Genomic DNA, 23429 nt, shown 5'->3' with positions numbered 1-23429 from the left:
CGATGGACGCTGTTCGGGAACTCCCCGACCGGGAGTTGTTGACCAGGCATAACCAAGGCGACGAGCGGGCTTTCGGCGAGCTGGTGCGCAGGCACCGGGAACGCATGTGGGCCGTCGCCATCCGCGTGCTGGGCGACCCCGAGGAGGCGTCCGACGCCCTCCAGGACGCGTTCCTCTCCGCGTTCCGGGGCGCGCACAGATTCCGCGGCGAGGCCATGGTGAGCACCTGGTTGCACCGCATCGTCGTCAACGCCTGCCACGACCGCATCCGCCGCAAGATGGTCCGACCGGCCGTTCCCACCGACGACGCCAACCTCGACGTGCTCTCCAACGAACGCCTGAAGGGGTCCTCCAACGACCCCACCCATCGCAGTGACGCCGCCATGGACGTGCACTCCGCGCTCGAACGCCTGCCGACCGAACAGCGCCTGGCCCTCGTCCTGGTGGACATGATGGGCTATCGCGTGGACGAGGCGGCCGAGATCCTCGAGGTCGCCCCGGGCACGGTGAAGAGCCGGTGTGCTCGCGGCCGGGCGCGACTTCTGCCATATCTCTCCCATCTCAGGAACCCTGGCCCGTCCCAGGACGTCACATCTCCGAGAGGAGGTGGCAGGAGATCGTGACGTCTCATGTCGACGTGGAGGACCTCGCACTACTGGCCGAAGGACTGCTGGACGAGGACGAGGAACGCTCCACCCGGTCCCACGTGGCCGAATGCGCGCACTGCGCCGAGGTACTGGCGGCGCTCTCCGACGTACCCCGCATCCTGGCCGAGGCGCCGGTGCCACCGCTTCCCTCCGGTATGGCGGACCGTCTCGACGAAGCGCTGCGCGCCGAGTTCCGCGAACGGTCCCTGTCCCATTCCGGTGCTCCCGCGCCCCAGGACGACGATGCCGGGGCCACCGTGCTTCCGCTGCCCCGGCGCAACGGGGTCACCCGTTGGATGCCCTACCTCGCCGCCGCCGCGGCCGGCGTCTTCGTTCTGGGCGGAGGTGCCGCGGTGGTGAACGGGATCATGTCCTCGCCCGGTACCACCGCCAGCGCGCCGACTCTCGGCAACGGCGACTCCGCCGAGCCCGAGGCCGCCCTCCCCTACCGCACCATCGTGGTGTCGAGCGGCACCGACTACACCGAATCCGCCCTCCCCGAGCAGGGGGCGCGGCTGATCGAACGCTCCCCTCTCGCGGAAACGCCTCAGATCGACGCTGAGGGCTCGGAGACCTCTCCCCTGTCCGTCACCTCCGAACCGCCGGCCGAGGTCTCCTCGTGCCTCCAGAGCCTCGGCGCCGACGGCTCCTACCGTCCGGCCCTCGTCGACATCGCCGAGTACGAGGGTGACACCGCCTGGGTGATGGTGGACCAGCGGGAGTCGGGCGGCTACGGGCTGCGTGTCGTCTCGCCCTCCTGTGGGGCCGCCGGCGACGCCGGATCCGCGGTCCTGGCCGAGGCCTCCGTCCCCGCGCCATAGCCCCGCCACATCACTCGTCCCAGGTCACGCTCGATCTGGGCGGGCCCGGGAATGGCCTGCGCCTACCATCTGTTGGTAGAGAACGACTTCTCTCCAACGAGCGTGCGTACGAGTTTTAAGGGGCCTAGTAGCGTGAGCGACGTCCGTAACGTGATCATCATCGGGTCCGGGCCCGCGGGATACACAGCCGCCGTCTACGCGGCACGCGCCGAGTTGAACCCCCTCGTCTTCGAGGGGTCGATCACCGCAGGTGGCGCGCTGATGAACACCACCGAGGTCGAGAACTTCCCCGGGTTCCCCGACGGGATCATGGGCCCCGACCTCATGGACAACATGCGGAAGCAGGCCGAGCGCTTCGGTGCCGAGCTGGTTCCCGAGGACGTCACCGAGGTGGACCTGACCGCCACCCCCAAGGTCGTGAAGGTCGGCGACCGGTCCTACTACGCGCGCGCCGTCATCGTCGCCACCGGCTCCCAGCACCGCAAGCTCGGCATCCCCGGCGAGGACCGCTACTCCGGCCGCGGCACCTCCTGGTGCGCCACCTGTGACGGCTTCTTCTTCCGCGACCAGGACATCGCGGTCGTGGGCGGTGGTGACACCGCCATGGAGGAGGCCACCTTCCTCACCCGCTTCGCCCGCTCGGTGACCATCATCCACCGCCGTGATGAGCTCCGGGCCAGCAAGATCATGGCCGAGCGCGCCTTCGCCAACGAGAAGATCCGCTTCGTGTGGAACAGCGAGGTGACCGAGGTTCTGGGAGACGACAAGGTCTCCTCGATCCGCCTGCGTAACCGCGAGACCGGTGAGGAGAGCACGCTCGACATCACGGGCCTCTTCATCGCCGTCGGTCACGACCCGCGCGTCGAGCTTTTCAAGGGGCAGCTCGACCTCGACGATGAAGGCTACATCGCGGTCGCCTCGCCCACGACGCACACCAACATCCCCGGTGTCTTCGCCTGTGGTGACGTTGTGGACCACAGGTACCGTCAGGCCATCACGGCCGCGGGCACCGGCTGCTCCGCCGCCATGGACGCCGAGCACTACCTCGCCGACCAGGCCGGCTGACCTCCCGACCCCTTCCACCCCTTTTCCCGTCTGTGTGAGGAGTTTCCCGTGTCCAAGCTCAAGGAAGTCACCGACGCCAGTTTCGACGTCGACGTGCTCAAGAGCGACAAGCCCGTCCTGGTCGACTTCTGGGCCGAATGGTGCGGTCCCTGCCGCCAGGTCGCCCCGATCCTGGAGCAGATCGCTGAGGAGCACGGTGACAAGATCTCGATCGTCAAGCTGAACATCGACAAGCAGCCGAACGTCACGCGCGAGTACGGCATCATGCAGATCCCGACCATGAACCTGTTCAAGGACGGCCAGGTGGTCAAGCAGATCATGGGTGCCAAGCCGAAGTCTCTGCTGCTGAAGGACCTTGAGGAGTACATCTAAGGCTTCTCATGAGACATGGGCCCCGGGAGAACCCGGGGCCCATGTCTGTTCTCAAGGCCGTGTTTCACGTGAAACACCGCCGGGCGGCGGGTCGCTCGCTGTCAGAGCAGCCGGGCCACTCGTTCACGGATCGCGTCGAAGGTAGCGGCGAACATGTTGCCCGGGCACTCCGTGGTAAGCCAGTCTCGGTGGCGCGAGACCCCGTGCACGGTGATCGCCTGCCCGTTCACCGGGTTGACGTACTCGATACGGGCCCGCGGATCCACCCCCGTGACGAGGCACAGGAGTGCCAGCACCCGCACCAGGCTGTCCTGAGCCGCCTGGGTGGGCATCTCACCCGTGAAGTCACCGAGAAGACAGACGCCGATGTTCCCGGAGTTGTAACCGCCTACGTGTCCGGCCGTCACGACCTCCGCCCCCGTCCCCACGGGAAGGCCCGCGAAGACGGGAACCTGGTCTTCTCCCGAGTAGCGCCCCTCATAGATCGTGCCGTCCGGGCCGATGAGCAAGTGGTAGCCGATATCCCCCCACGCCTGTTCGACGGCGTGCAGATGGTAGACGGCTCGTACCGCCGCGGCGGGATCACCGTTGACCGCGAGAGCGGTGTGGTGGACGGTGATCGTCTGGGCCGGAGAGAACTCCGCCGGCCACAGCTCATTTCCCGCTCCGTCGAAGCGCAGCGACTCGTCCGCTCCCCAGCCGGCCCGCGTGACGTAGTGAACTGGCGGCAGGCTCAGCCCTTTCAGAGCGGACGGGACCTCTAGCGTCCCACCGGTCTCTCGTGACGTACGCATCCGTTGCCCGTCCCTGGTGTTCATCGTGATGGCCGCCAGCCCCTCTCCGCCACCGCGGAGTTCGTACCCCTCACTCCCCTCGGGAACCGCAAGCAGGGCGACCGGCGTCCCTTCCTCACCGTCCCTCGCGTGCTCGGCGAAGCGCACACGGTGCCACTCCCCGTCTTCCTCCACCCCGACGAACCTGATCTGTACCCCCTCGGGGAGCACTCCGTCGCTCTGGAACGCGACGTGATCGAAATGCATGCCCGGACGTATCAGTCCGGTACCCGACGTCCGTTCCACGAGCGTGTGAGGAAAGGAGGTCGGCTCTCCTGCGGCCACCGCGGCACGGGGACGCGGCAACGCGGGGACGGCCGCGAGCGCCACCGCCGCTGCGGCCATGAACTGCCGACGCTTCACCATGGGGAAATCTCCAAAGGGGGGAGGGAACCTGGTCCAGGGCCCGGGCTGTTCCCCACACGGACAGTGAGAACCCGGTACCCGCCAGGAGTCTAGGGAGACTCACGTCATAGCGGTGGGAGATAACGCGAGAGGCCGGTGCGGTTTCGGCGCCGCACCGGCCTCTGGAGAGGGGCGATGTGCCGAGGGGGACACATCGACGTGTCGATTCGCGGTCGTGTCGACCTGAGCCGGTCAGCCCTGTCGAACGGTCGGGGCCATGGTCTCGATGATGCGTTCGAGGTCTTCCATCGTCGCGAACTCCACGACGATCTTGCCCTTGTTCCGTCCCATGTTGACCTTCACCCGGGTGTCGAAGACGTCGGAAAGTCGATTTGCCAACTCCTCGACCTGCGGAGAAACCGGTGCGCGGACCGGCTTGCGACGCTCGGGGCGCGCATCGTCGTCCACGCCCAGCGCGATGATCTCCTCCAGGGCCCGGACCGAGAGCCCTTCGGCGACGATGCGCTGGGCCAGACGGTCCTGAAGCTCGGGTCCTTCGGCTGAGAGGAGCGCCCTCGCGTGTCCAGCGCTGATCACCCCGGCAGCGACCCGTCGTTGCACGGCGGGTGGGAGGTTGAGCAGTCTCAGCGTGTTGGTGATGTGGGGGCGAGAACGGCCGATCCGTCGTGCGAGCTCATCGTGGGTGGTACCGAAGTCGTCCAGGAGCTGCTGATAGGCGGCCGCCTCTTCCAAGGGGTTCAGCTGCTGGCGATGGAGGTTCTCCAGCAGGGCGTCGCGCAGCAGATCATCGTCGGAGGTCTGGCGCACGATCGCCGGAATCCGGTCGAGACCGGCCTCCTTGCTCGCCCGCCACCGCCGCTCTCCCATGATCAGCTCGTACTGGCCGTCGTCGATCTTGCGGACGACCACCGGCTGGAGGAGACCCACCTCGCTGATCGACGCCTTCAGTTCGGCGAGGGCGTCCTCGTCGAAATGCTGACGTGGCTGGCGCGGGTTCGGACTGATCGCCTTGAGCGGAACCTCTTCGAGATAGGCGCCACCGACCGTTTCGGGAACGGCCCCGGCCCCCGGCGTTCCGTTTCCAGCCGCCGTGGCAACTGGTCCCTGCGGGATGAGCGCGCCCAGTCCCTTACCCAGACCGCGCCGCTGCTGGCTCACCACCGACTCCCTTCACGTGCTGTCATCAATGTCCGACCACCGCATTCGCGCGGAACGCGATCTCCCTGGCCGCCTGCATGTAGGCCACGGCTCCGGTGGATCCGGGATCGTAGGTCATGACCGACTGCCCATAGCTCGGCGCCTCGGAGACCCGAACACTACGCGGTACCAGTGTCTTGAGTACGAGATCTCCGAAGTGAGAGCGGACTTCGTCAGCCACCTGAGAAGCCAGGCGCGTGCGGCCGTCATACATCGTCAAGACGATGGTCGAGACCGCGAGCGCCGGATTGAGGTGCGACTTGACGAGCTCGACGTTGCGCAGGAGCTGCCCCAGTCCCTCTAGCGCGTAGTACTCGCACTGGATCGGAATGAGGACCTCTTCGCAGGCGACCATCGCGTTGACGGTGAGAAGGCCCAAGGAGGGAGGGCAGTCGATGAGGATGTAGTCGAGTTCGCTCTCGTCGTAAGCGGCGAACGCTCGCTTGAGCCGGGATTCGCGGGCCACCAGGGAGACGAGTTCGATCTCGGCGCCGGCAAGATCGATGGTAGCCGGAACACACCAGAGGTTGGGGATCTGTTCCACAGGCCGCGCAAGGGAACGCAGATCCTCGTCCTCGACGAGGCAGTGGTACACGGAGCGGGATTCGGGCGTTCGCTCCATCCCCAGCGCGGTGGAGGCGTTTCCCTGCGGATCGAGGTCGACGACCATGACACGGTTGCCATGCATGGCAAGAGAGGCGGCGATGTTCACGGTTGTCGTGGTCTTGCCGACGCCCCCCTTCTGGTTGGCGACGCTGATGACGCGGCACCGCTCGGGGCGGGGCCACACCTCCTCTCCGTGTCCACGTACCGTCATCGCGGCACGGGCGGCGCGGGCGATGGGCGTATCGAACTCGACGCCGTAGTCGGAGGACGAAGGCGCTATGTCGACATCGGTTTCACGTGAAACCCCCTCCGAGACGGCCGCATCTCCCTGCCACTGAGATGTTTCACGTGAAACGTAGGGGTCAGAGGTAGCTCGTAGGGAGAATTCCACTGCGGGGGCCGGGCCGGTTTCACGTGAAACGTAGGCGCCATCGGTCGGGTTCTGGGGCACGAATGAGTTCACCTCTTCCGTCCGCGCTTCTTCCTGCCGCGCGATGCACGTTGGCCTCTGGACGGGGCAGCCGGGTCGCTCTCGGTGGTGACCGTGACGCGAACGACCGTGGTAGCGGGATCGACTTTACCGCGCCCCACTCGAATCACATCTGCGACGCAAGGACGCTGGCGTGACAAATCTGCGCGCGCCTCTTCGAGTTCAGCTTCTGCTTGCTCCCCCTTCAACGCCAGCAGACTTCCTCCCGTCCGGAGAAGCGGGAGCGCCCACTTGGCGAGCTTGGGGAGCGGGGCGACTGCGCGCGCCGTGACGAAGTCGGCACGCACCTCCTTCTTCACCTCTTCCGCGCGCCCTCGTCGCACGGTGACGTTCGAGAGCCCGAGAAGGTCGACGCTCTCCTGAAGGAAGACCGTCCGGCGAAGAAGAGGTTCAAGCAAGGTGACCGAGAGGTCAGGTCGCAGGATCGCGAGAACGAGTCCCGGCAATCCGGCTCCCGACCCGATGTCGACGACCTCGGCCCCGTCCGGGAGGAGCTCCTCGACCACGGCACAGTTCATGAGATGCCGCTCCCACAAGCGGGGGACTTCGCGCGGGCCGATGAGCCCACGTTGCACGCCGGCGTCCGCGAGCAGTTCCGCGTAACGCCGCGCCACAGGCAAGGTGTCCCCGAACAGCTCGATCGCCTGTTCGCTCGGACCCCCCAGCTCTTCTGGACTCTCACGAGAAGAGAGGTCCGCGTTCTCGGGTTCCCGGCGGCGCTGGACCGGCCCGAGAGCTCGCGACGCGAAATCCCGAGAAGAGGTCATCAGTTACCACCTTGGCCTTTGCATCCACAAGTCAACAGGTCGACACGTCCCTGAGCGGAGATGTCGATCGCGCCCAGCCTCGTCCCGTCGAGGCGGCAGGGCTCCGCTCGAAAAATCACACAATAAAGCGCCCCTCACGATCCTATGCGTGAGGGGCGCTGCTCGTTTCACGTGAAACCGATGGAGCCGGTCAGTCAGCCGGATACACCACCACGTAGCGGTACGGCTCCTCGCCCTCCGATTCGCTACGCAGGCCGGCGGCGGCGATCGCGTCGTGCACCACCTTGCGCTCGAAGGGGGTCATCGGTTCGAGTGGCTTGGCCTCGCCCGTCTTCTTGACCGTCTCGGCCACCTCGGCGCCGATCCGGCTGAGCGCCCTGCGACGCCCTTCACGGAATCCACCGATATCAAGCATGAGCCGGCTGCGGGACCCTGTCGCGCGATGGACCGCCAGGCGCGTCAGCTCCTGAAGCGCTTCCAAGACCTCGCCCTTATCGCCGATGAGTTCGTCGAGCGTGGCACCGACGACGGAGACCAGCGCCCGGTCCCCTTCCACGTCCATGTCGATGTCGCCGTCGAAGTCAGCGATGTCGAGCAGACCTTCGATGTAGTCCGCCGCGATGTCGCCCTCGTTCTCCAGCGCCTCGATATCGATTTCGGGATCCGCTGCTTCCTCCCGCTCCGAAGCGTCCGCCACGGCGACGCCGGCGCCGGTCTCCTCCACGTCATCGGTGTTGCTGTTGGTCACAGCGAGGTGTCTCCTTATTTCGCGATCCTGCCGGTCGTGCGCGTCAAGGGCTGATGCCTGCGCACCCACCCCTGCGGGGGTCACTTCCCGTGATCAGAGTGGACCTAATGCCGATTCTGCGGATTCCCGCCGCCCCGCTTCGACCGCGGCTGCTTCTTCGGTTGCTTACGCTCGATCTTAGGCTGTTCGACCGGCTCCGGCTGCTTCTCCTCGCCCTTCACGGACCGACTCTTCCGGCTCTTGGCCTCGGCCTCGGGGGACCCGGGGGCCGGGTGCTTCCGGTAGAGGAAGTGCTGCTGGATCATGGTCCAGATGTTGGAGGTGACCCAGTACAGCAGAACACCGATCGGCATGCCCAGACCGAACAGACCGAACGCCGGCGCCAGGTAGAGCATGATCTTCTGCGACTGGACCATGGGGTTGTCCGGCATGGCCGCCATTTGAGCAGCGCTGCGCTTCATGCTCTGCCGCATGGTGAGGAAGGTCGTGGTGCCCATGATCACGCAGGCCAGGGCGATGATGACCTTCGCCATGACGGGGTTGGCACCGTACTGCTCCAGCTCGGCGGCGGAGCTGGTGAACTGCGCGGCGAGCGGCGCGTGGAAGATCAGGGCGCCCTGGGCGCTGTGCACCAGTTCCTGGGTGAAACCGTACTGGGCGTTTCCCTGCGCGACACTACGCAGCACGCTGAACAGCGCGAAGAAGACCGGCATCTGCAGCAGCAGCGGGAGGCAGCCCATGATGGGGTTGGTGCCGCTCTCCTGGTAGAGCTTCATCATCTCTTGCTGCTGGCGCTGCTTGTCGTTCTTGTACTTCTCGCGAACCTTCAGCAGCTTCGGCTGGATGTCCTGCATCTTGCGCTGCGTGTGCATCTGCTTCACGAACAGCGGGACCAGGATCAGACGCATGAGACACGTCAAGAGGACAATGGCCAGACCCCAAGCCCAGCCGCTGTCAGGGTCCAGTCCGAGGAATGTCAGACCCGAATGGATCTGGATCAACACCCAGCCGACGGCTTGATACAGCGGGTCGAGCACCGGATAACTCCCTTGTCTTCAGTCCAGCTTCACAGGCCCGATGGGCCGGGAGCGGTGTCACCGCCGGTTCCCGGACCCGGTTCGGTTGCCTTCCGGGCGGAGTCGCCCGTGCGGGGTGGGACCGGATCGATTCCCCCCGGGTTGAACGGATGGCAACGCCCAATCCTCCTGGCGGCCAGCCATAGTCCTCGGAACGCCCCGTGTACCTGTAACGCCTCGACGGCGTAGGCACTACATGAGGGGTAGAAACGGCAGACCGGTGGGAACAGCGGACTGATGAAGCGCTGGTATCCGCGGATGGGCAGGATGAGCAGCCGCGCCACGGGGTTCGGTCCATCGTGTGTCATGAAGTCGCCCGCTCTCCGGAAGGCCGCTGCGCGGTCTCCCGGACCGTGTCCTCGCCCCCGCTCTGCGGAGATCCGCCGACCGGGGTGTCTTCGGGTGTGCCCGCGGCACGTCCCCGGCGGCGCTTGGCCGGACCACGAGGGCGGGTCACGGATCTGAGGGCGTCGTCGAGCTGCTCGCCCAGCGTGTGATAGGTCTGGTCGGCGGCCGTGGGTTTCGCCCTTATCACCATCAGGCTACCTGGCGGGAGAAGGGAGAGCCGCTCCCGTACCAGGTGCCGCAGTCGGCGCTGGACCTGCTTGCGGACGACGGCTCCGCCGACCGCCTTGCTCACGACGAACCCCACTCGGGGCTCCTCGGCTGGCGCCGGGGTCCCCTCCTCCGCCGGACGGGGCGGGAGATAGGCGACGATCAGGGAGTCGCGCCCGGTTCGGCGTCCCCTGCGCATGACGAGGCCGAACTCGGCGCTGCGCCGCATGCGGTTCCGAGGGGACAACATCGGTTCAGTCCTTGCACACAACAAGCGGACCGGCTGCCGAAACGGGCAGACCGGTCCGTTGTGACGATCGAGGCGCGGTGACTACTGGCTCACGGACAGCCGCGCGCGCCCCTTGCGCCGGCGCGCCGCGATGATCGCGCGCCCCGCACGGGTGCGCATGCGCAACCGGAAACCGTGGGTCTTCGCGCGACGCCGGTTGTTCGGCTGGTACGTACGCTTGCTCACTGCTGGGCTCCAGGGGCGTTCAAGGAAGTACTCGGGGGCGACCCCGCGTCTTGCCGGGCTTGTCGTTCCTGCTCTGTTGTCGCGGGGACGCTCGGCTGGAACATCGCCCGCTCGGGTCGCGGCCACCGCCGTGCGCCGATCGCGGCCGACATGACGGCGTGCGGATCGTCGGTGCACAGACAGATAGCGACTTAAGCATAAAGAACATACGGCCCGACCGAGCCGCGGTCAAATCGGCGTCCTCCCAGCCAGGGTCGGTGCCACGAGGTTTTCCACCAACCCTACGGTCTGTGGAAAACACGTTGTCCACAGGCTGCGGGCTTCCCACAAGGCCGCCTAAGCTGTGGATGACGTTCGAGTTGAACAGCGGCCCACACGGCGGTTACTGTCGCCCGGCCACCTCTTATCCACACCCTGTTCAGAACCCCCTCCAGCTGGGCTTTGTGGATAAGTCAGCTAGGCCGGCACGGTTCTGCGAGGCTGTGTACAACATGGTGCACAACATGTGGATGAAGCCTGAAAGCTGTGGAAGGACGAAGGAGCCCAGGTTCACGGAGACACAGCCGAGCTGACCGAGCGTACACATCAGAGTCCACAGAAAACCTTCGGTTACCCACAGAACACCGTTCGTGTATACGCCGCCGTTCCCGGCCGTCCAAGCCCTGTCGTGACCGCGACCGCTCCGACGACCGAGACAATGGGACGCCGGTCCTCGACGGTGGACGGACAGGTCCGCGCTGGAGGGAGCGGACCACGACAACGCGCGACCGCCGCACGCGGCCGGAACACAGTGGACGGGCGAACGCCCGTCCTCATCGACAGAACCGCGAGAAGGGGGCGAACCATGGCAGGTCACCGTGTCTGAGGCACAGGTCAACCTCGCAATGGTGTGGACCAGCGTGCTGGAGACCTTGGACAACAGCACCCTGCCTCCGCAACAGCGTGCCTGGCTGCCGCAGACCAGGCCCCTGGGCCTGATCGAGGACACGGCGCTGCTGGCCGCTCCGAACGAGTTCGCCAAGGAGATCCTCGAGACACGGCTGCGGCCCGCGATCAGCCAGGCCCTGTCCGCCCAGCTCGGGCGCGAGATCCGGGTGGCGGTGACGGTCGATCCCACCGCCGTCCAGCCCGCGCCGATGACACCGACCTCCTATCCTTCGCCCCCTCAGGTGTCCGACCACGGTCCTCGCACGCCGGGACGCGACCACCCGGGCGGCGCCCCCAGGCATGGACGGCACACCGACCACCCTCCGCGTTGGGAGTCCGACGACCGCCTCGGGCGCGACGAACAGCACGCCTGGCAGCAGCCGATGATCACGCCCGAGGACGGACCGGCCGCACCGGCCGCCACCGAGGCGTTCCCCAATGGCCAGTTCGGGCAGCCCGCCCCCGATGAGCAGGCGTACGGCCATCGCGGCCCGCGAGGCCGGGCACCGCACGCCGGCGAGCCCGCGCACTCCCGCGACGGCCGGCCCGAGCCCCGGCAGGAGCACGGTCCCGGAGGCTACGGCGGTTACCAGGGGCCCGGTCCGCGTGGTGAGGACCTGCTCGCCACACGCGAAGAACCCCCCTCGCCGCACCCCGCCGACCTCGGCGGCTATTTCGCCGAGAGCTACCGCGCCCCGCGCGAACAGGCCCGGCCCGACGACACCCACTACCGCTCCTGGGAGGACACCTCACGGTGGGACGCCCCCAACCGGTGGGAGACCCCCGCGTGGGACGACGACCGTCGCCCGGGGCGGTCGGGGCCGGCCGGCCGGGAACAGCACCCGTCGTTCGACGACCGTTCCGACGCCCCCCGACCGGGAGGGGACGCGCCCCCCGGCGGATCGGCGTCGGCGTCCCTCGCCCCGGACGAGGGGGGCAACCAGCCCCACACCTCGGCCGAGCCGGCCCGCCTCAACCCGAAGTACACCTTCGACACCTTCGTCATCGGTTCGAGCAACCGCTTCGCGCACGCCGCCGCGGTGGCCGTCGCCGAGGCCCCGGCCAAGGCCTACAACCCGTTGTTCATCTACGGTGGCTCCGGTCTGGGCAAGACCCACCTCCTGCACGCCATCGGCCACTACACCCAGCGGCTCTACGACGGGGCGCGGGTCCGCTACGTGAGCTCGGAGGAGTTCACCAACGAGTTCATCAACTCCATCCGCGACGGCAAGGCCGACGGTTTCCGGCGGCGCTACCGCGACATCGACGTCCTCCTCGTCGACGACATCCAGTTCCTGGAGAACAAGGAGCAGACGCAGGAGGAGTTCTTCCACACCTTCAATACGCTGCACAACTCCAACAAGCAGATCGTCATCTCCAGCGACCGGCCGCCCAAGCAGCTGGTCACCCTGGAGGACCGGTTGCGCAACCGCTTCGAATGGGGGCTGATCACCGACGTCCAGCCCCCGGAGCTGGAGACCCGGATCGCGATCCTGCGCAAGAAGGCGGCCCAGGAAGGGCTGGCCGCACCTCCCGAGGTGCTGGAGTTCATCGCGAGCAAGATCTCGACGAACATCCGGGAGCTGGAGGGCGCGCTGATCCGGGTCACCGCCTTCGCCAGCCTCAACCGCCAGTCGGTCGACCTGCACCTCACGGGGATCGTCCTCAAGGACCTCATCCCCGACGACGAGGGGCCCGAGATCACCGCGTCGGCGATCATGGCGCAGACCGCGTCGTACTTCGGCCTGACCACCGAGGACCTGTGCGGGACGTCGCGCTCGCGCGTGCTGGTCACGGCCCGTCAGATCGCGATGTATCTGTGCCGTGAGCTCACCGATCTCTCCCTTCCCAAGATCGGCCAGCAGTTCGGAGGCCGTGACCACACCACGGTCATGCACGCCGACCGCAAGATCCGCTCGTTGATGGCGGAGCGCCGCTCGATCTACAACCAGGTGACCGAGTTGACCAACCGGATCAAACAGCAGTCGCGCAACATCTGACCCCGTTTCGCGCCCCTCGCCCGTCCAGGGTGAGGGGCGCGGTGTGTGCCGTCCCTCGCCATCCCCGCCCCGTGGGCGCTTTTACCATGCACAGACCTGTGGATAACCCGTGGACAACCCTGCGGATAACCTGGGTTGCGCTGTGGGCAACCTGGGGATTTCCTGTGGGTGAAGCCGGGGTGGTTTCCAGCGCCGTGGTCACCCGGCTGTGGGGAATCCGTGGATAACCCGTGGACAAGGGGTGGATAACCCGTGGACAGACTGTGGAGGCTCTCGCCCGATCCACAGCCGGCCACGTTTTCCCCATGCTCCACCCACAGGGGCAGTGGACAGAAAAACACGGGTTGACCTGCGGATACGATGCTTATCCACACTATCCACAGGACCTATTACTACTACGCCTCTTTAAGAACTCTCGAGGCTTGGAAAACAGCTTCGGCCCGATTCTGTGGACATCCGCTCCGCTGCCCGACGGACCACCCCGCATCCCGTCCGAGCCAGCGCACCGAGGAGAGGACCTCTCGCCCGCACCTCGATCGCCGGCCTCCTCCCCGCCCGTGGTGGAGTGGGTCCCAATGAGGTGTGGTGGGCAGCGGCTGGATGCGAATCCGGGTACCGTGTGAACTCGCCCCCTGTAACGCGCCGGCGGCACCTCCATCCGGACCGCCCGGACCGCGCAGGTCCACAGACCGTGGACAGCGGGCCACCCCGCGGGGACGCGGGCCGGCCGCACATCGGGTTCGTGGTTTTTCGAGGAAAGAGAGTCGGATAGTGAAGTTCCGGGTCGAACGCGACGTACTCGCCGACGCAGTCGCCTGGACCGCTCGTACGCTGCCGGTCCGGCCTTCCGTCCCCGTCCTTGCCGGGATGCTGCTGGACGCGGGGGAGCACGACGGGCGGCAACGGTTGCGGCTGTCCAGCTTCGACTATGAGGTCTCCGCGCAGGTCGCCGTCGACATCGACGTCGAGGAGCCGGGTACCACGCTCGTCTCGGGCCGACTTCTGGCCGAGATCACCCGCAACCTTCCTCCACAGACGGTGGAGATCAGCACCGACGGGGCCAAGGTGGTCGTCTCCTGCGGGAGCGCGAAGTTCACCCTTCTCACCCTGCCGGTCGAGGACTACCCGACCCTCCCGGCCATGCCCGAGATGACCGGAACGGTCGGCAGCGACGTCTTCGCCGCCGCGGTGAGCCAGGTGGCGGTGGCCGCCGGCCGTGACGACACGCTTCCCATGCTCACGGGTGTGCGCATCGAGATCGAGGGCGACAAGGTGACCCTCGCCTCCACCGACCGCTACCGCCTCGCGGTGCGCGAGCTCACCTGGAAGCCGCAGGACCCGGAACTCTCCGCGGTGGCCCTGGTCCCGGCCAAGACGCTCGCCGACACCGCCAAGTCGCTGACCTCCGGCGCCGAGGTCTCGATCGCCCTGTCGGCGGCCGAGAGCGGCGAGGGCATGATCGGCTTCTCCGGTGGGGGACGGCGTACGACCACCCGCCTGCTCGAGGGGGACTTCCCCAAGTACCGGGCGCTGCTGCCGGACTCCTTCAACTCCGTCGCCGAGGTGCAGAAGGCCGAGTTCGTCGAGGCGGTCAAGCGCGTGTCCCTGGTGGCCGAGCGCAACACCCCGCTGCGGCTCGCGTTCGCCGACGGCAGGCTGGTGCTCGAGGCCGGGACCGGTGACGAGGCCCAGGCGGTCGAGGTCCTGGAGGCCGGTCTCGAGGGCGATGACATCCAGATCGCGTTCAACTCCGCGTTCCTGCTGGACGGTCTCAACGCCATCGACTCCGACATCGCCCGTCTGCAGTTCACGACATCGACGAAGCCGGCCATCATCACCGGCAAGCCCGCCGACGACGGCGGGGCGTCCGACTACCGGTACCTGATCATGCCGGTGCGGCTGTCCGGGTGACGAGTCGACTCGTCCACATATCCACAGGTCGAACATAGGGGGAGCAAGAGCATGCAACTGGGTCTCATCGGCCTGGGCAAAATGGGCGGCAACATGGCGACACGGCTCAGAGAGAAGGGCCACGACGTCATCGGGTTCGACTACAACCCCGAGGTGCGTGACGTCGACAGCCTCGCCGAGCTCGTCCAGCGCCTGGAAGCGCCGCGGATCGTCTGGCTGATGGTTCCGGCCGGCGAGCCCACCGCCGCCACCATTCGGGAACTCTCCGGGCTCCTGGAGGCCGGCGACCTCATCATCGAGGGCGGGAACTCGCACTACGTCGATGACCGCAAGCGCGCCGACGAGCTCAAGGAACTCGGCATCCACTACGTGGACGCCGGCGTCAGCGGTGGTGTCTGGGGACGTCAGAACGGCTACGGCATCATGGTCGGTGGCGCGCCCGAGGACATCGAGCGGGCCAAGCCCATCTTCGACGCCCTGACCCCCGACTCCGGCGGCGGGTACGTCCACGCCGGTGGGGTCGGTGCGGGGCACTTCGTCAAGATGGTCCACAACGGCATCGAGTACGGCATGATGCAGGCCTTCGCCGAGGGGTACGAGCTCATGGCCGCCTCCGACATCGTCGACGACGTGCCGGGCACGTTCGACAGCTGGCGCGAGGGCACCGTGGTCCGTTCCTGGCTGCTCGACCTCCTGGTGCGCGCGCTGGAGGAGGACCCCGAGCTCGCCGGCCTGCGCGGCTACGCCCAGGACTCCGGCGAGGGACGCTGGACGGTTCAGGCCGCGGTCGACCACGCGGTTCCGGCGCCGGTCATCACGGCCGCCCTGTTCGCCCGGTTCGCCTCACGACAGGAGGACAGCCCCGCGATGAAGGTCATCGCGGCGCTGCGCAACCAGTTCGGCGGACACGCGGTCACCCGGGCCACCGAAGACCAGGCGTAGCCTTTCAAAAGTCCACGTTGGAGCCTCGCTGTAGGTTTCACGTGAAACGACGTGACACCCCCGGACCCTCACGGCGCGCCCGCGAGGGTCCGGATCTCTTCCGCGTCCCATACGACCCGCCCCGCGTACAAAGGAGAGGCCAGATGTACGTATCGCAGCTGCAACTGGCCGATTACCGTTCCTACGCGTCGGCGCACGTCGTCCTGGAACCGGGGATCAGCACGTTCATCGGCCCCAACGGCCAGGGCAAGACCAACCTGGTCGAGGCCATCGGCTATGTCGCCACGCTCGGCAGCCATCGGGTCGCCACCGACGCCCCCCTGGTCCGGCAGGGAGCCGAACGGGCGATCGTCCGCGCCGAGCTCGTCAAGGACGGCCGCACGGCCCTGGTGGAACTGGAGATCAACCCGGGAAAGGCCAACCGGGCGCGTCTGAACCGTTCCTCCGCCACCCGCCCGCGCGACATCCTCGGTCTGTTGCGCACGGTCCTCTTCGCCCCCGAGGACCTGGCCCTGGTCAAGGGAGACCCCGGCGAGCGGCGCCGCTTCCTCGACGAGCTGCTGATCGCGCGCGCCCCCCGCTACGCGGGTGTCCGTTCCGACTACGACCGGGTCCTCAAACAGCGCAACGCCCTGCTCAAGTCGGCGTCGGCCCGGTTCTTCAAACAGCGCGCCGAGCCTGATCTGTCCACCCTGGACGTCTGGGACGACCATCTGGCCACGGCCGGAGCCGAACTGCTGGCCGCCCGGATCGGTCTCGTCGCCGAACTGCAACCGCTCGTCGCCAAGGCCTACGGCGAACTGGCCTCCTCCGGCGGACTTCCGGTTCTGCACTACCGCGGTTCGGCGTGGCCGGAGGGGACCGAGGTACCGGCCGACCGTGACCGGCTCGCCGGCCTGCTGCGTGACGCGCTCGTCCAGGCGCGCCCCCAGGAGCTCCAGCGCGGTGTCAGCCTGGTCGGCCCCCACCGTGACGATCTGTACCTGAGGCTCGACGAGCTTCCGGCCAAGGGGTACGCGAGCCAGGGCGAGTCCTGGTCCTACGCGCTGGCGCTGCGGTTGGCCGGGTTCGAGCTGTTGCGCGCCGACGGTGACGACCCCGTGCTCATCCTCGACGACGTCTTCGCCGAACTCGACGCGGAGCGCCGGCGGCGGTTGGCCGAACACGTGCGCACCGCCGAGCAGGTACTGGTGAGCGCGGCGGTGCCGGGCGACATCCCCGACGAGTTGGTGGGCAGACGGTTCCGGGTGCAGGGGGGAACGGTCGAACGTGAGTGACGACGCCACACGGGGCCTGGACGGGCCAGGCTCCGAGGGATCCTCGCGGCAGCCGAGCGGTATCGAACTCGCCCGCCAGGCGTTGGCTCAGGCGCGCGCCGCGGCGCGTGAGCGCGGGGCCGCGCCCACGGCGCCGCGCAGGGTCCGCCGTGGACCTCTGCGGGCCCGGCGCGAGCCCCAACTGTTCGGTGACGCCATCCGCAGTTGGTTGATCGAGCACGGTTGGCAGGAGCAGGTCGCGATCGGCGGGGTCTTCGGCCGGTGGGACCAGATCGTCGGTGCGGGTCTGGCCGAACACGTGCGCCCGGAGACCTTCGAGGAGGGGGAGCTCGTGGTCGCCGCCGACTCCCCGGCGTGGGCGACCCAGGTGCGGGCGTTGACCCCCCAGCTTCTGCGTCGGCTCAACGAGGAGCTGGGTCAGGGCAGTGTGCGTTCGATCAAGGTCCGGGGACCGGGGCGTCCCCGCGGTGGCGGAGGGCGCTGGCGGGTTCGCTGAGCCGGAGCCGCGACATTTCAGACAGAGAACAGCAGGTGATACGGGTGCCCCCTCCGCTACTCGGGTCACACCCTCGCCGAAGGCACTGAACCACGCGGGGAGTTCCGTAGAGGGGGGTCCACGTGTAGGGAGTCGTCTCCCTCTCTGTTAGCCCGCTCTGGCGCATCACAGCGCCGTGAATGCCACTTTCCGGTGATGCGCGCGGTATCATAGGTGATGGTTCTACGGACGCTTCCGCCGGCACGACCCGCCCCGAGAGCGGGGGGCAGGGAATTGGAAACGGGTGGCGCCCGGTCGCTTCGGCTGTACGACAGCCGGCGTCGGCCGGAGCCGCTTCGCTCGTCAATTGCCTATGGCTGGTAGGTGTCCCCAGCAGGAGGGTGTTCACACTTGGCCTACGATGCTCGATCAATCACGGTTCTTGAAGGGCTCGAGGCGGTACGTAAGCGCCCCGGCATGTACATCGGTTCCACCGGTGAACGGGGCCTCCACCACATGGTCTACGAAGTGGTGGACAACTCGGTGGATGAAGCCCTCGCCGGCCACGCCGACGCGATCGAGGTGACCCTTCAGGCCGACGGCGGCGTCCGTGTCGCCGACAACGGCCGTGGTATTCCCGTCGACGTCCATCCCGTGGAGAAGCGGCCAGCCATCGAGCTGATCCTGACCACGCTGCACGCCGGCGGCAAGTTCGACGGCAAGTCCTACGCCGTCTCCGGTGGTCTGCACGGTGTCGGCGCCTCCGTCGTCAACGCGCTGTCCACCCGCCTCGAAGCGGAGATCCGGCGTGACGGGTACGTGTGGCGGCAGAGCTACGTCAAGTCGCGTCCCACCGGCGAGCTCTCGCGGGGGGAGGAGACCGAGGAGACCGGCACCCAGATCACCTTCTGGGCCGACGGCGACATCTTCGAGACCACGACCTACAGCTTCGAGACGCTGTCGCGGCGGCTCCAGGAGATGGCCTTCCTCAACAAGGGACTGTCCATCACCATCCGCGATGAGCGTCCGGAGTTCGTCGACGACTCGCCCGTCGTCCAGACCTACCACTACGAGGGCGGTCTGACGGACTTCGTCCGTCACATCAACGCCACCAAGGAGCAGGCGCACGCCTCGGTCATCGACTTCGAGGACGAGGGCGACGGCATCGCGGTCGAGATCGCGATGCAGTGGAATCAGTCCTACACCTCCTCGGTGCACACCTTCGCCAACACGATCAACACGGCCGAGGGCGGCACCCACGAAGAGGGCTTCCGCTCCGCGCTGACCTCGATCGTCAACCGCTACGCGCGTGACCAGAAGCTGTTGCGGGAGAAGGAGGACAACCTCACGGGTGACGACATCCGCGAGGGGCTCACCGCGATCATCTCGGTCAAGCTGGCCGACCCCCAGTTCGAGGGGCAGACCAAGACCAAGCTCGGCAACACCGAGGCCAAGTCCTTCGTCCAGAAGGTGTGCAACGAGCATCTGCGCGACTGGTTCGAGCGCAACCCCGGCGAGGCCAAGGACATCGTCAGCAAGGCGAGCCAGGCCGCCCGGGCGCGCATCGCGGCGCGTCAGGCCCGTGACCTCACCCGGCGCAAGACGCTGTTGGAGTCCACCTCCCTCCCCGGCAAGCTGTCCGACTGCCAGTCGACCGAGCCGGAGAAGTGCGAGCTCTACATCGTCGAGGGTGACTCCGCCGGTGGCTCCGCCAAGGGCGGGCGCGACCCCGAATACCAGGCGATCCTGCCCATCCGCGGCAAGATCCTCAACGTCGAGAAGGCGCGCATCGACCGGATCCTGAAGAACCAGGAAGTCCAGGCGATCATCACCGCTCTCGGCACCGGCGTGCACGACGACTTCGACATCGAGAAGCTGCGGTACCACAAGATCATCCTGATGGCCGACGCCGACGTCGACGGTCAGCACATCCGCACGCTGCTGCTCACGTTGCTGTTCCGGTTCATGAAGCCGCTGATCGAGGCCGGCCACGTCTACCTGGCGCAGCCGCCGCTGTACAAGATCAAGTGGGACCAGCGCGGAAACGACGCCGACTACGTCTTCACCGACCGGGAGCGCGACGAGGTCATCGCCGCGGGCATCGCCGCGGGCAAGCGCGACCCTCGCCCCCGCGACTTCGTGCAGCGGTTCAAGGGTCTGGGCGAGATGAACGCGGTCGAACTGTGGGAGACCACCATGGACCCCGCCGGCCGGGTGCTCCTCCAGGTGACGCTCGACGACGCCGCGCAGGCCGACGAGATGTTCAGCGTGCTCATGGGTGAGGACGTCGAGTCCCGGCGCTCCTTCATCCAGCGCAACGCTCGCGACGTCCGCTTCCTGGACGTCTGACCCGCGAGCGGAGCACCTCGACGGCCGCGAACGACTCACCAGAAAAGGATCGACATCCAGTGACGGATGCGAACACCCCGGAAGTCCCCGAGGAAGAAACCGAGAACCGGCACGACCGGGTCGAGCCGGTCGACATCCAGATCGAGATGCAGCGCAGCTATCTCGACTACGCGATGTCGGTCATCGTCGGCCGTGCCCTCCCCGACGTCCGTGACGGTCTCAAGCCCGTCCACCGCCGCATCCTCTACGCGATGTACGACGGCGGTTACCGTCCCGACCGCGGCTACTTCAAGTGCGCCCGCGTCGTCGGCGACGTCATGGGGAACTACCACCCGCACGGTGACGCCTCGATCTACGACGCGCTCGTGCGGTTGGCCCAGAAGTGGTCCATGCGGATGCCGCTCATCGACAGCAACGGCAACTTCGGTTCGCGGGGCAACGACCCCGCCGCGGCCATGCGCTACACCGAGTGCAAGCTCGAGAACCTCGCCATGGAGATGGTGCGGGATATCGACAAGGAGACTGTCGACTTCTCGCCCAACTACGACGGGAAGACCGCCGAGCCCGACGTCCTGCCGTCCCGTTTCCCCAACCTGCTGGTCAACGGGTCCAACGGCATCGCGGTCGGCATGGCCACGAACATCCCGCCGCACAACCTGCGCGAGGTGGCCGACGGTGTCAACTGGTTCCTCGACAACCCGGACCTCTCCGACGAGGAGATCCTCGACGGGTTGATCGCCCGCATCAAGGGACCCGACTTCCCCACCCACGGGCTCATCGTCGGCCGCCGCGGCATCGAGGACGCCTACCGCACGGGCCGTGGCTCCATCACGATGCGCGCCGTCGTCGAGATCGAGGAGGACAGCCGGGGACGGCAGTGCCTGGTCGTCACCGAGCTGCCCTACCAGGTCAACACGGACAACCTCGCCCTGAAGATCGCCGAGCTCGTCAAGGACGGCAAGATCACCGGCATCGCCGACGTCAAGGACGAGACCAGTGGCCGCACCGGCCAGCGCCTGGTCATCGTCCTCAAGCGCGACGCCGTGGCCAAGGTCGTGCTGAACAACCTGTACAAGCACACGCAGCTGCAGGAGACGTTCGGCGCCAACATGCTGGCCCTCGTCGACGGCGTGCCGCGTACGCTGCGCCTCGACCAGTTCGTCCGCACCTGGGTCGCCCACCAGGTCGAGGTCATCGTCCGACGCACCCGCTACCTGCTGCGCAAGGCCGAGGAGCGCGCCCACATCCTGCGCGCGCTGCTCAAGGCCATCGACCGCATCGACGAGGTCATCGCCCTGATCCGGCAGAGCCCCTCCGCCGACGCGGCCAAGAACGGCCTGATAAGCCTGCTGCAGATCGACGACGTGCAGGCCCGCGCGATCCTCGACATGCAGCTGCGCAAGCTCGCCGCCCTGGAACGGCGTCAGCTCACCGACGAGTACGACGAGCTGATGGCGCAGATCTCCGACTACAACGACATCCTGTCCTCCCCCGACCGGCAGCGCAGCATCGTCCGCACCGAGCTCGCCGAGATCGTCGAGAAGTACGGTGACGAGCGTCGCACGCAGATCGTCCCCTTCGAGGGCGACATGCGCATGGAGGACTTCATCGCCGAGGAGGAGATCGCCGTCACGATCTCCCGCGGCGGGTATGCCAAGCGCACCCGGCTCGACAACTACCGGGCGCAGAAGCGCGGCGGCAAGGGCGTGCGCGGTGCCCAGCTCAAGCAGGACGACATCGTCCAGCACTTCTTCGTGACGACCACGCACAACTGGATCCTGTTCTTCACGAACAAGGGCCGGGTGTACCGGACGAAGGCCTACGAGCTTCCCGAGGCGGCCAGGGACGCGCGCGGCCAGCACGTCGCCAACCTCGTGCCCTTCCAGCCGGACGAGGAGATCGCCCAGGTCATGGCGTTGCGCGACTACGACGCCGCGCCCTACCTGGTCCTCGCCACCCGGGACGGGCTGGTCAAGAAGTCGCGTCTGGAGGACTTCGACTCCACACGCTCGGCCGGCATCATCGCGATCAACCTGCGCGAGAACGACGAGCTGATCGCGGCCCGGCTGGTCTTCCCGACCGACGACCTCCTGCTCATCAGCAGCAACGCCCAGGCGATCCGGTTCTCGGCGTCGGACGACTCGCTGCGCCCGATGGGACGCGCCACCAGCGGTGTCATCGGCATGCGGTTCCTCGACGGGGACTACCTGCTGAGCATGGACGTCATCCGGGACGGCGACGGCGCCACCGACGTGCTGGTGGCGACCGAGGGGGGCTACGCCAAGCGCACCCCGGCCGACCAGTACCCGCTTCAGAACCGGGGCGGCAAGGGGGTCCTGACCGCCAAGATCGTCGAGGCCCGGGGCCGGCTCGTCGGCGCCCTCATGGTCTCGCCCGAGGAGGACGAGATCTTCGCGATCACCTCGGCGGGCGGGGTCATCCGCACCCGTTGCGCCGAGATCAAGCAGTCCGGACGGGCCACGATGGGCGTCCGCCTGATGAACCTCGCCAACGGCAACCACATCGTCGCCCTCGCTCGCAACGCCGAGTCGATGGAGGAGGACGAAACCGCCGAGGCCAATGCCGAGACGGCGTCCGAGGCGGTCGAGGCGGGGTCCGCGGAGTAGTACCGTTCACCGGGAGACCGGTTCGACGTCACCGGGCGTGGGGAGGGCGTTGCCTTCCCCACGCCCTTCGCCGGTCTGGAGGCGCCGACGCAGAGCGCCGAGGGCTGTAAGGCCAATAGAGTCGCTTTTGCTAGTAATCCACCCCATCCCGTGGAGTGTTGCGGCCAGTGCCCCTCTCACGGGTTCCCACCGTCACATGGAAAGTCCAGCGGTAACGTGGCTATGTCCGACAACGCGCAACGGCAATCCGCTGCCCAAGAGCCTGACCAGGCGGACAACGACAGCAGGGAAGAACACGAAGAGCAGGAGAACGCTGCTCCGCCGGCCGTGACGGCCGACGGGGCCGATTCGTCGACGGCCGACAGCGCCGAACAGGGTGATGTGACGATGGCTGTACCGGAGACCAAGGACAAATCAGGCGCCAAGCCGGTGAATACCGCCCGCAAGGCCCACCTCTCGTTGACCCGGGTCGAACCCGGATCGGTGTTGAAGTTCAGCTTTGTTATTTCGCTTGTCTGCTTCATCGTCCTGTTCGTCGCGGTCGCGGTCCTCTACGCGTTCCTCTCGACCCTCGGCGTCTTCGACGCGGTCACCGACCTCATCAACTCCCTCACCGACGGGGGCGAGGGTGACGAGCTCCCCCTCAACCCCGAGAACTGGTTCTCCGCGGCCCGGGTGCTCGGTTACACCGGCCTCCTCGGAGCCTTGAACATCGTCTTGATCACGGCCCTGTCCACGGTCGGCGCGATGCTCTACAACCTCGCCGCCGATCTCGTCGGCGGTATCGACGTGACCCTGAGCGAGACCGAGTAATCGAGGTCTTTCCCTCCCGTTCCAGGCCCTTACGCCCGTTCGCGTGAGGGCCTGAGCACTCCGCGGGCGCGCTAGACTTGGGGATGTAGA

The 23429-nt window shown here is 67.2% G+C and carries 20 protein-coding genes and 1 pseudogene; 12 read left to right on the top strand and 9 right to left on the bottom strand.

The window, feature by feature from the left end:
- Positions 1-2: 2 nt before the first annotated feature.
- The 4 genes from sigM to trxA all read left to right on the top strand — a co-directional run bounded on the left by sigM (position 3) and on the right by trxA (position 2905).
- Complete coding sequence (sigM, locus tag ACYVHU_RS14625; RefSeq protein WP_078762077.1) at positions 3-623, top strand: RNA polymerase sigma factor SigM; 621 nt, start codon at positions 3-5, stop codon at positions 621-623.
- Positions 620-1468, top strand: coding sequence for an anti-sigma factor family protein (locus ACYVHU_RS14620; RefSeq protein WP_078762013.1), 849 nt, complete (start codon positions 620-622; stop codon positions 1466-1468). Before sigM ends, ACYVHU_RS14620 begins: the two co-directional genes overlap by 4 nt.
- Positions 1469-1600: 132 nt before the next feature.
- Positions 1601-2533, top strand: coding sequence for a thioredoxin-disulfide reductase (gene trxB / locus ACYVHU_RS14615; RefSeq protein ID WP_078762014.1), 933 nt, complete (start codon positions 1601-1603; stop codon positions 2531-2533).
- 48 nt (positions 2534-2581) lie between these two features.
- Complete coding sequence (gene trxA, locus ACYVHU_RS14610; protein WP_078762015.1) at positions 2582-2905, top strand: thioredoxin; 324 nt, start codon at positions 2582-2584, stop codon at positions 2903-2905.
- Between the two features lie 101 nt (positions 2906-3006).
- Here trxA and ACYVHU_RS14605 read toward each other — a convergent pair whose 3' ends face one another.
- From ACYVHU_RS14605 to rpmH, 9 genes are all read right to left on the bottom strand, one after another.
- The gene (locus tag ACYVHU_RS14605; RefSeq protein ID WP_235000968.1) at positions 3007-4104 is read right to left on the bottom strand and encodes a peptidoglycan recognition protein family protein; all 1098 of its coding nucleotides are present in this window, start codon (positions 4102-4104) and stop codon (positions 3007-3009) included.
- Between the two features lie 231 nt (positions 4105-4335).
- The gene (locus ACYVHU_RS14600; protein WP_078762016.1) at positions 4336-5262 is read right to left on the bottom strand and encodes a ParB/RepB/Spo0J family partition protein; all 927 of its coding nucleotides are present in this window, start codon (positions 5260-5262) and stop codon (positions 4336-4338) included.
- Positions 5263-5287: 25 nt separating this feature from the next.
- A complete protein-coding gene (locus ACYVHU_RS14595; protein ID WP_200813637.1) occupies positions 5288-6118 on the bottom strand; it encodes a ParA family protein in 831 nt (276 codons plus the stop codon).
- A 248-nt stretch (positions 6119-6366) separates the two neighbouring features.
- Positions 6367-7032: a 16S rRNA (guanine(527)-N(7))-methyltransferase RsmG gene (rsmG, locus tag ACYVHU_RS14590; RefSeq protein WP_235000979.1), complete on the bottom strand. Its 666-nt coding sequence runs from the start codon at positions 7030-7032 to the stop codon at positions 6367-6369.
- Positions 7033-7354: 322 nt separating this feature from the next.
- Complete coding sequence (locus tag ACYVHU_RS14585) at positions 7355-7861, bottom strand: Jag family protein (protein ID WP_235000980.1); 507 nt, start codon at positions 7859-7861, stop codon at positions 7355-7357.
- A gap of 155 nt (positions 7862-8016) precedes the next feature.
- Positions 8017-8949, bottom strand: coding sequence for a membrane protein insertase YidC (gene yidC / locus ACYVHU_RS14580; RefSeq protein ID WP_498948767.1), 933 nt, complete (start codon positions 8947-8949; stop codon positions 8017-8019).
- Between the two features lie 29 nt (positions 8950-8978).
- Complete coding sequence (yidD, locus tag ACYVHU_RS14575; RefSeq protein WP_078762020.1) at positions 8979-9296, bottom strand: membrane protein insertion efficiency factor YidD; 318 nt, start codon at positions 9294-9296, stop codon at positions 8979-8981.
- Positions 9293-9793, bottom strand: coding sequence for a ribonuclease P protein component (gene rnpA, locus ACYVHU_RS14570; RefSeq protein ID WP_078762021.1), 501 nt, complete (start codon positions 9791-9793; stop codon positions 9293-9295). The genes yidD and rnpA overlap by 4 nt, the downstream gene beginning before the upstream one ends.
- 81 nt (positions 9794-9874) lie before the next feature.
- Positions 9875-10018 carry a 50S ribosomal protein L34 gene (rpmH, locus tag ACYVHU_RS14565; protein WP_078762022.1) on the bottom strand — a complete coding sequence of 48 codons (144 nt, stop codon included), beginning with the start codon at positions 10016-10018 and terminating at the stop codon, positions 9875-9877.
- A gap of 857 nt (positions 10019-10875) precedes the next feature.
- Between rpmH and dnaA the strand changes: the two genes are divergently transcribed.
- The 8 genes and pseudogenes from dnaA (at position 10876) to ACYVHU_RS14525 (ending at position 23339) form a co-directional block, all read left to right on the top strand.
- Entirely contained in the window at positions 10876-12945 is a 2070-nt protein-coding gene (gene dnaA / locus ACYVHU_RS14560; protein ID WP_498948766.1) for a chromosomal replication initiator protein DnaA, read from the top strand.
- A 771-nt stretch (positions 12946-13716) separates the two neighbouring features.
- Positions 13717-14856, top strand: coding sequence for a DNA polymerase III subunit beta (gene dnaN, locus ACYVHU_RS14555; protein WP_078762024.1), 1140 nt, complete (start codon positions 13717-13719; stop codon positions 14854-14856).
- 45 nt (positions 14857-14901) lie between these two features.
- Positions 14902-15798 (top strand): annotated as a pseudogene (gene gnd, locus ACYVHU_RS14550) (phosphogluconate dehydrogenase (NAD(+)-dependent, decarboxylating)); the annotation flags it as partial.
- Positions 15799-15941: 143 nt separating this feature from the next.
- On the top strand, positions 15942-17075 hold the full coding sequence (gene recF, locus ACYVHU_RS14545; RefSeq protein ID WP_078762026.1) for a DNA replication/repair protein RecF: 1134 nt from the start codon (positions 15942-15944) through the stop codon (positions 17073-17075).
- A gap of 16 nt (positions 17076-17091) precedes the next feature.
- On the top strand, positions 17092-17571 hold the full coding sequence (locus ACYVHU_RS14540) for a DciA family protein (protein WP_200813638.1): 480 nt from the start codon (positions 17092-17094) through the stop codon (positions 17569-17571).
- Positions 17572-17961: 390 nt separating this feature from the next.
- Positions 17962-19899 (top strand): DNA topoisomerase (ATP-hydrolyzing) subunit B, encoded by a 1938-nt coding sequence (gene gyrB / locus ACYVHU_RS14535; protein ID WP_078762028.1) that lies wholly within the window; start codon positions 17962-17964, stop codon positions 19897-19899.
- Positions 19900-19958: 59 nt separating this feature from the next.
- A complete protein-coding gene (gene gyrA, locus ACYVHU_RS14530; RefSeq protein ID WP_078762029.1) occupies positions 19959-22526 on the top strand; it encodes a DNA gyrase subunit A in 2568 nt (855 codons plus the stop codon).
- A 222-nt stretch (positions 22527-22748) separates the two neighbouring features.
- The gene (locus ACYVHU_RS14525; RefSeq protein WP_078762030.1) at positions 22749-23339 is read left to right on the top strand and encodes a DUF3566 domain-containing protein; all 591 of its coding nucleotides are present in this window, start codon (positions 22749-22751) and stop codon (positions 23337-23339) included.
- Positions 23340-23429 lie beyond the last annotated feature (90 nt).

The sequence above is a fragment of the Marinactinospora endophytica genome, assembly GCF_054780875.1.
This window is presented reverse-complemented; position numbering and strand designations above follow the sequence as displayed.

Excerpts from the sequence above, each read along its gene's own strand:
- sigM (WP_078762077.1), top strand. The coding sequence starts at position 3 with ATGGACGCTGTTCGGGAACTCCCCGACCGGGAGTTGTTGACCAGGCAT.
- ACYVHU_RS14605 (WP_235000968.1), bottom strand. The coding sequence starts at position 4,104 with ATGGTGAAGCGTCGGCAGTTCATGGCCGCAGCGGCGGTGGCGCTCGCG.
- ACYVHU_RS14595 (WP_200813637.1), bottom strand. The coding sequence starts at position 6,118 with ATGACGGTACGTGGACACGGAGAGGAGGTGTGGCCCCGCCCCGAGCGG.
- yidD (WP_078762020.1), bottom strand. The coding sequence starts at position 9,296 with ATGACACACGATGGACCGAACCCCGTGGCGCGGCTGCTCATCCTGCCC.
- rnpA (WP_078762021.1), bottom strand. The coding sequence starts at position 9,793 with ATGTTGTCCCCTCGGAACCGCATGCGGCGCAGCGCCGAGTTCGGCCTC.
- recF (WP_078762026.1), top strand. The coding sequence starts at position 15,942 with ATGTACGTATCGCAGCTGCAACTGGCCGATTACCGTTCCTACGCGTCG.
- ACYVHU_RS14525 (WP_078762030.1), top strand. The coding sequence starts at position 22,749 with ATGTCCGACAACGCGCAACGGCAATCCGCTGCCCAAGAGCCTGACCAG.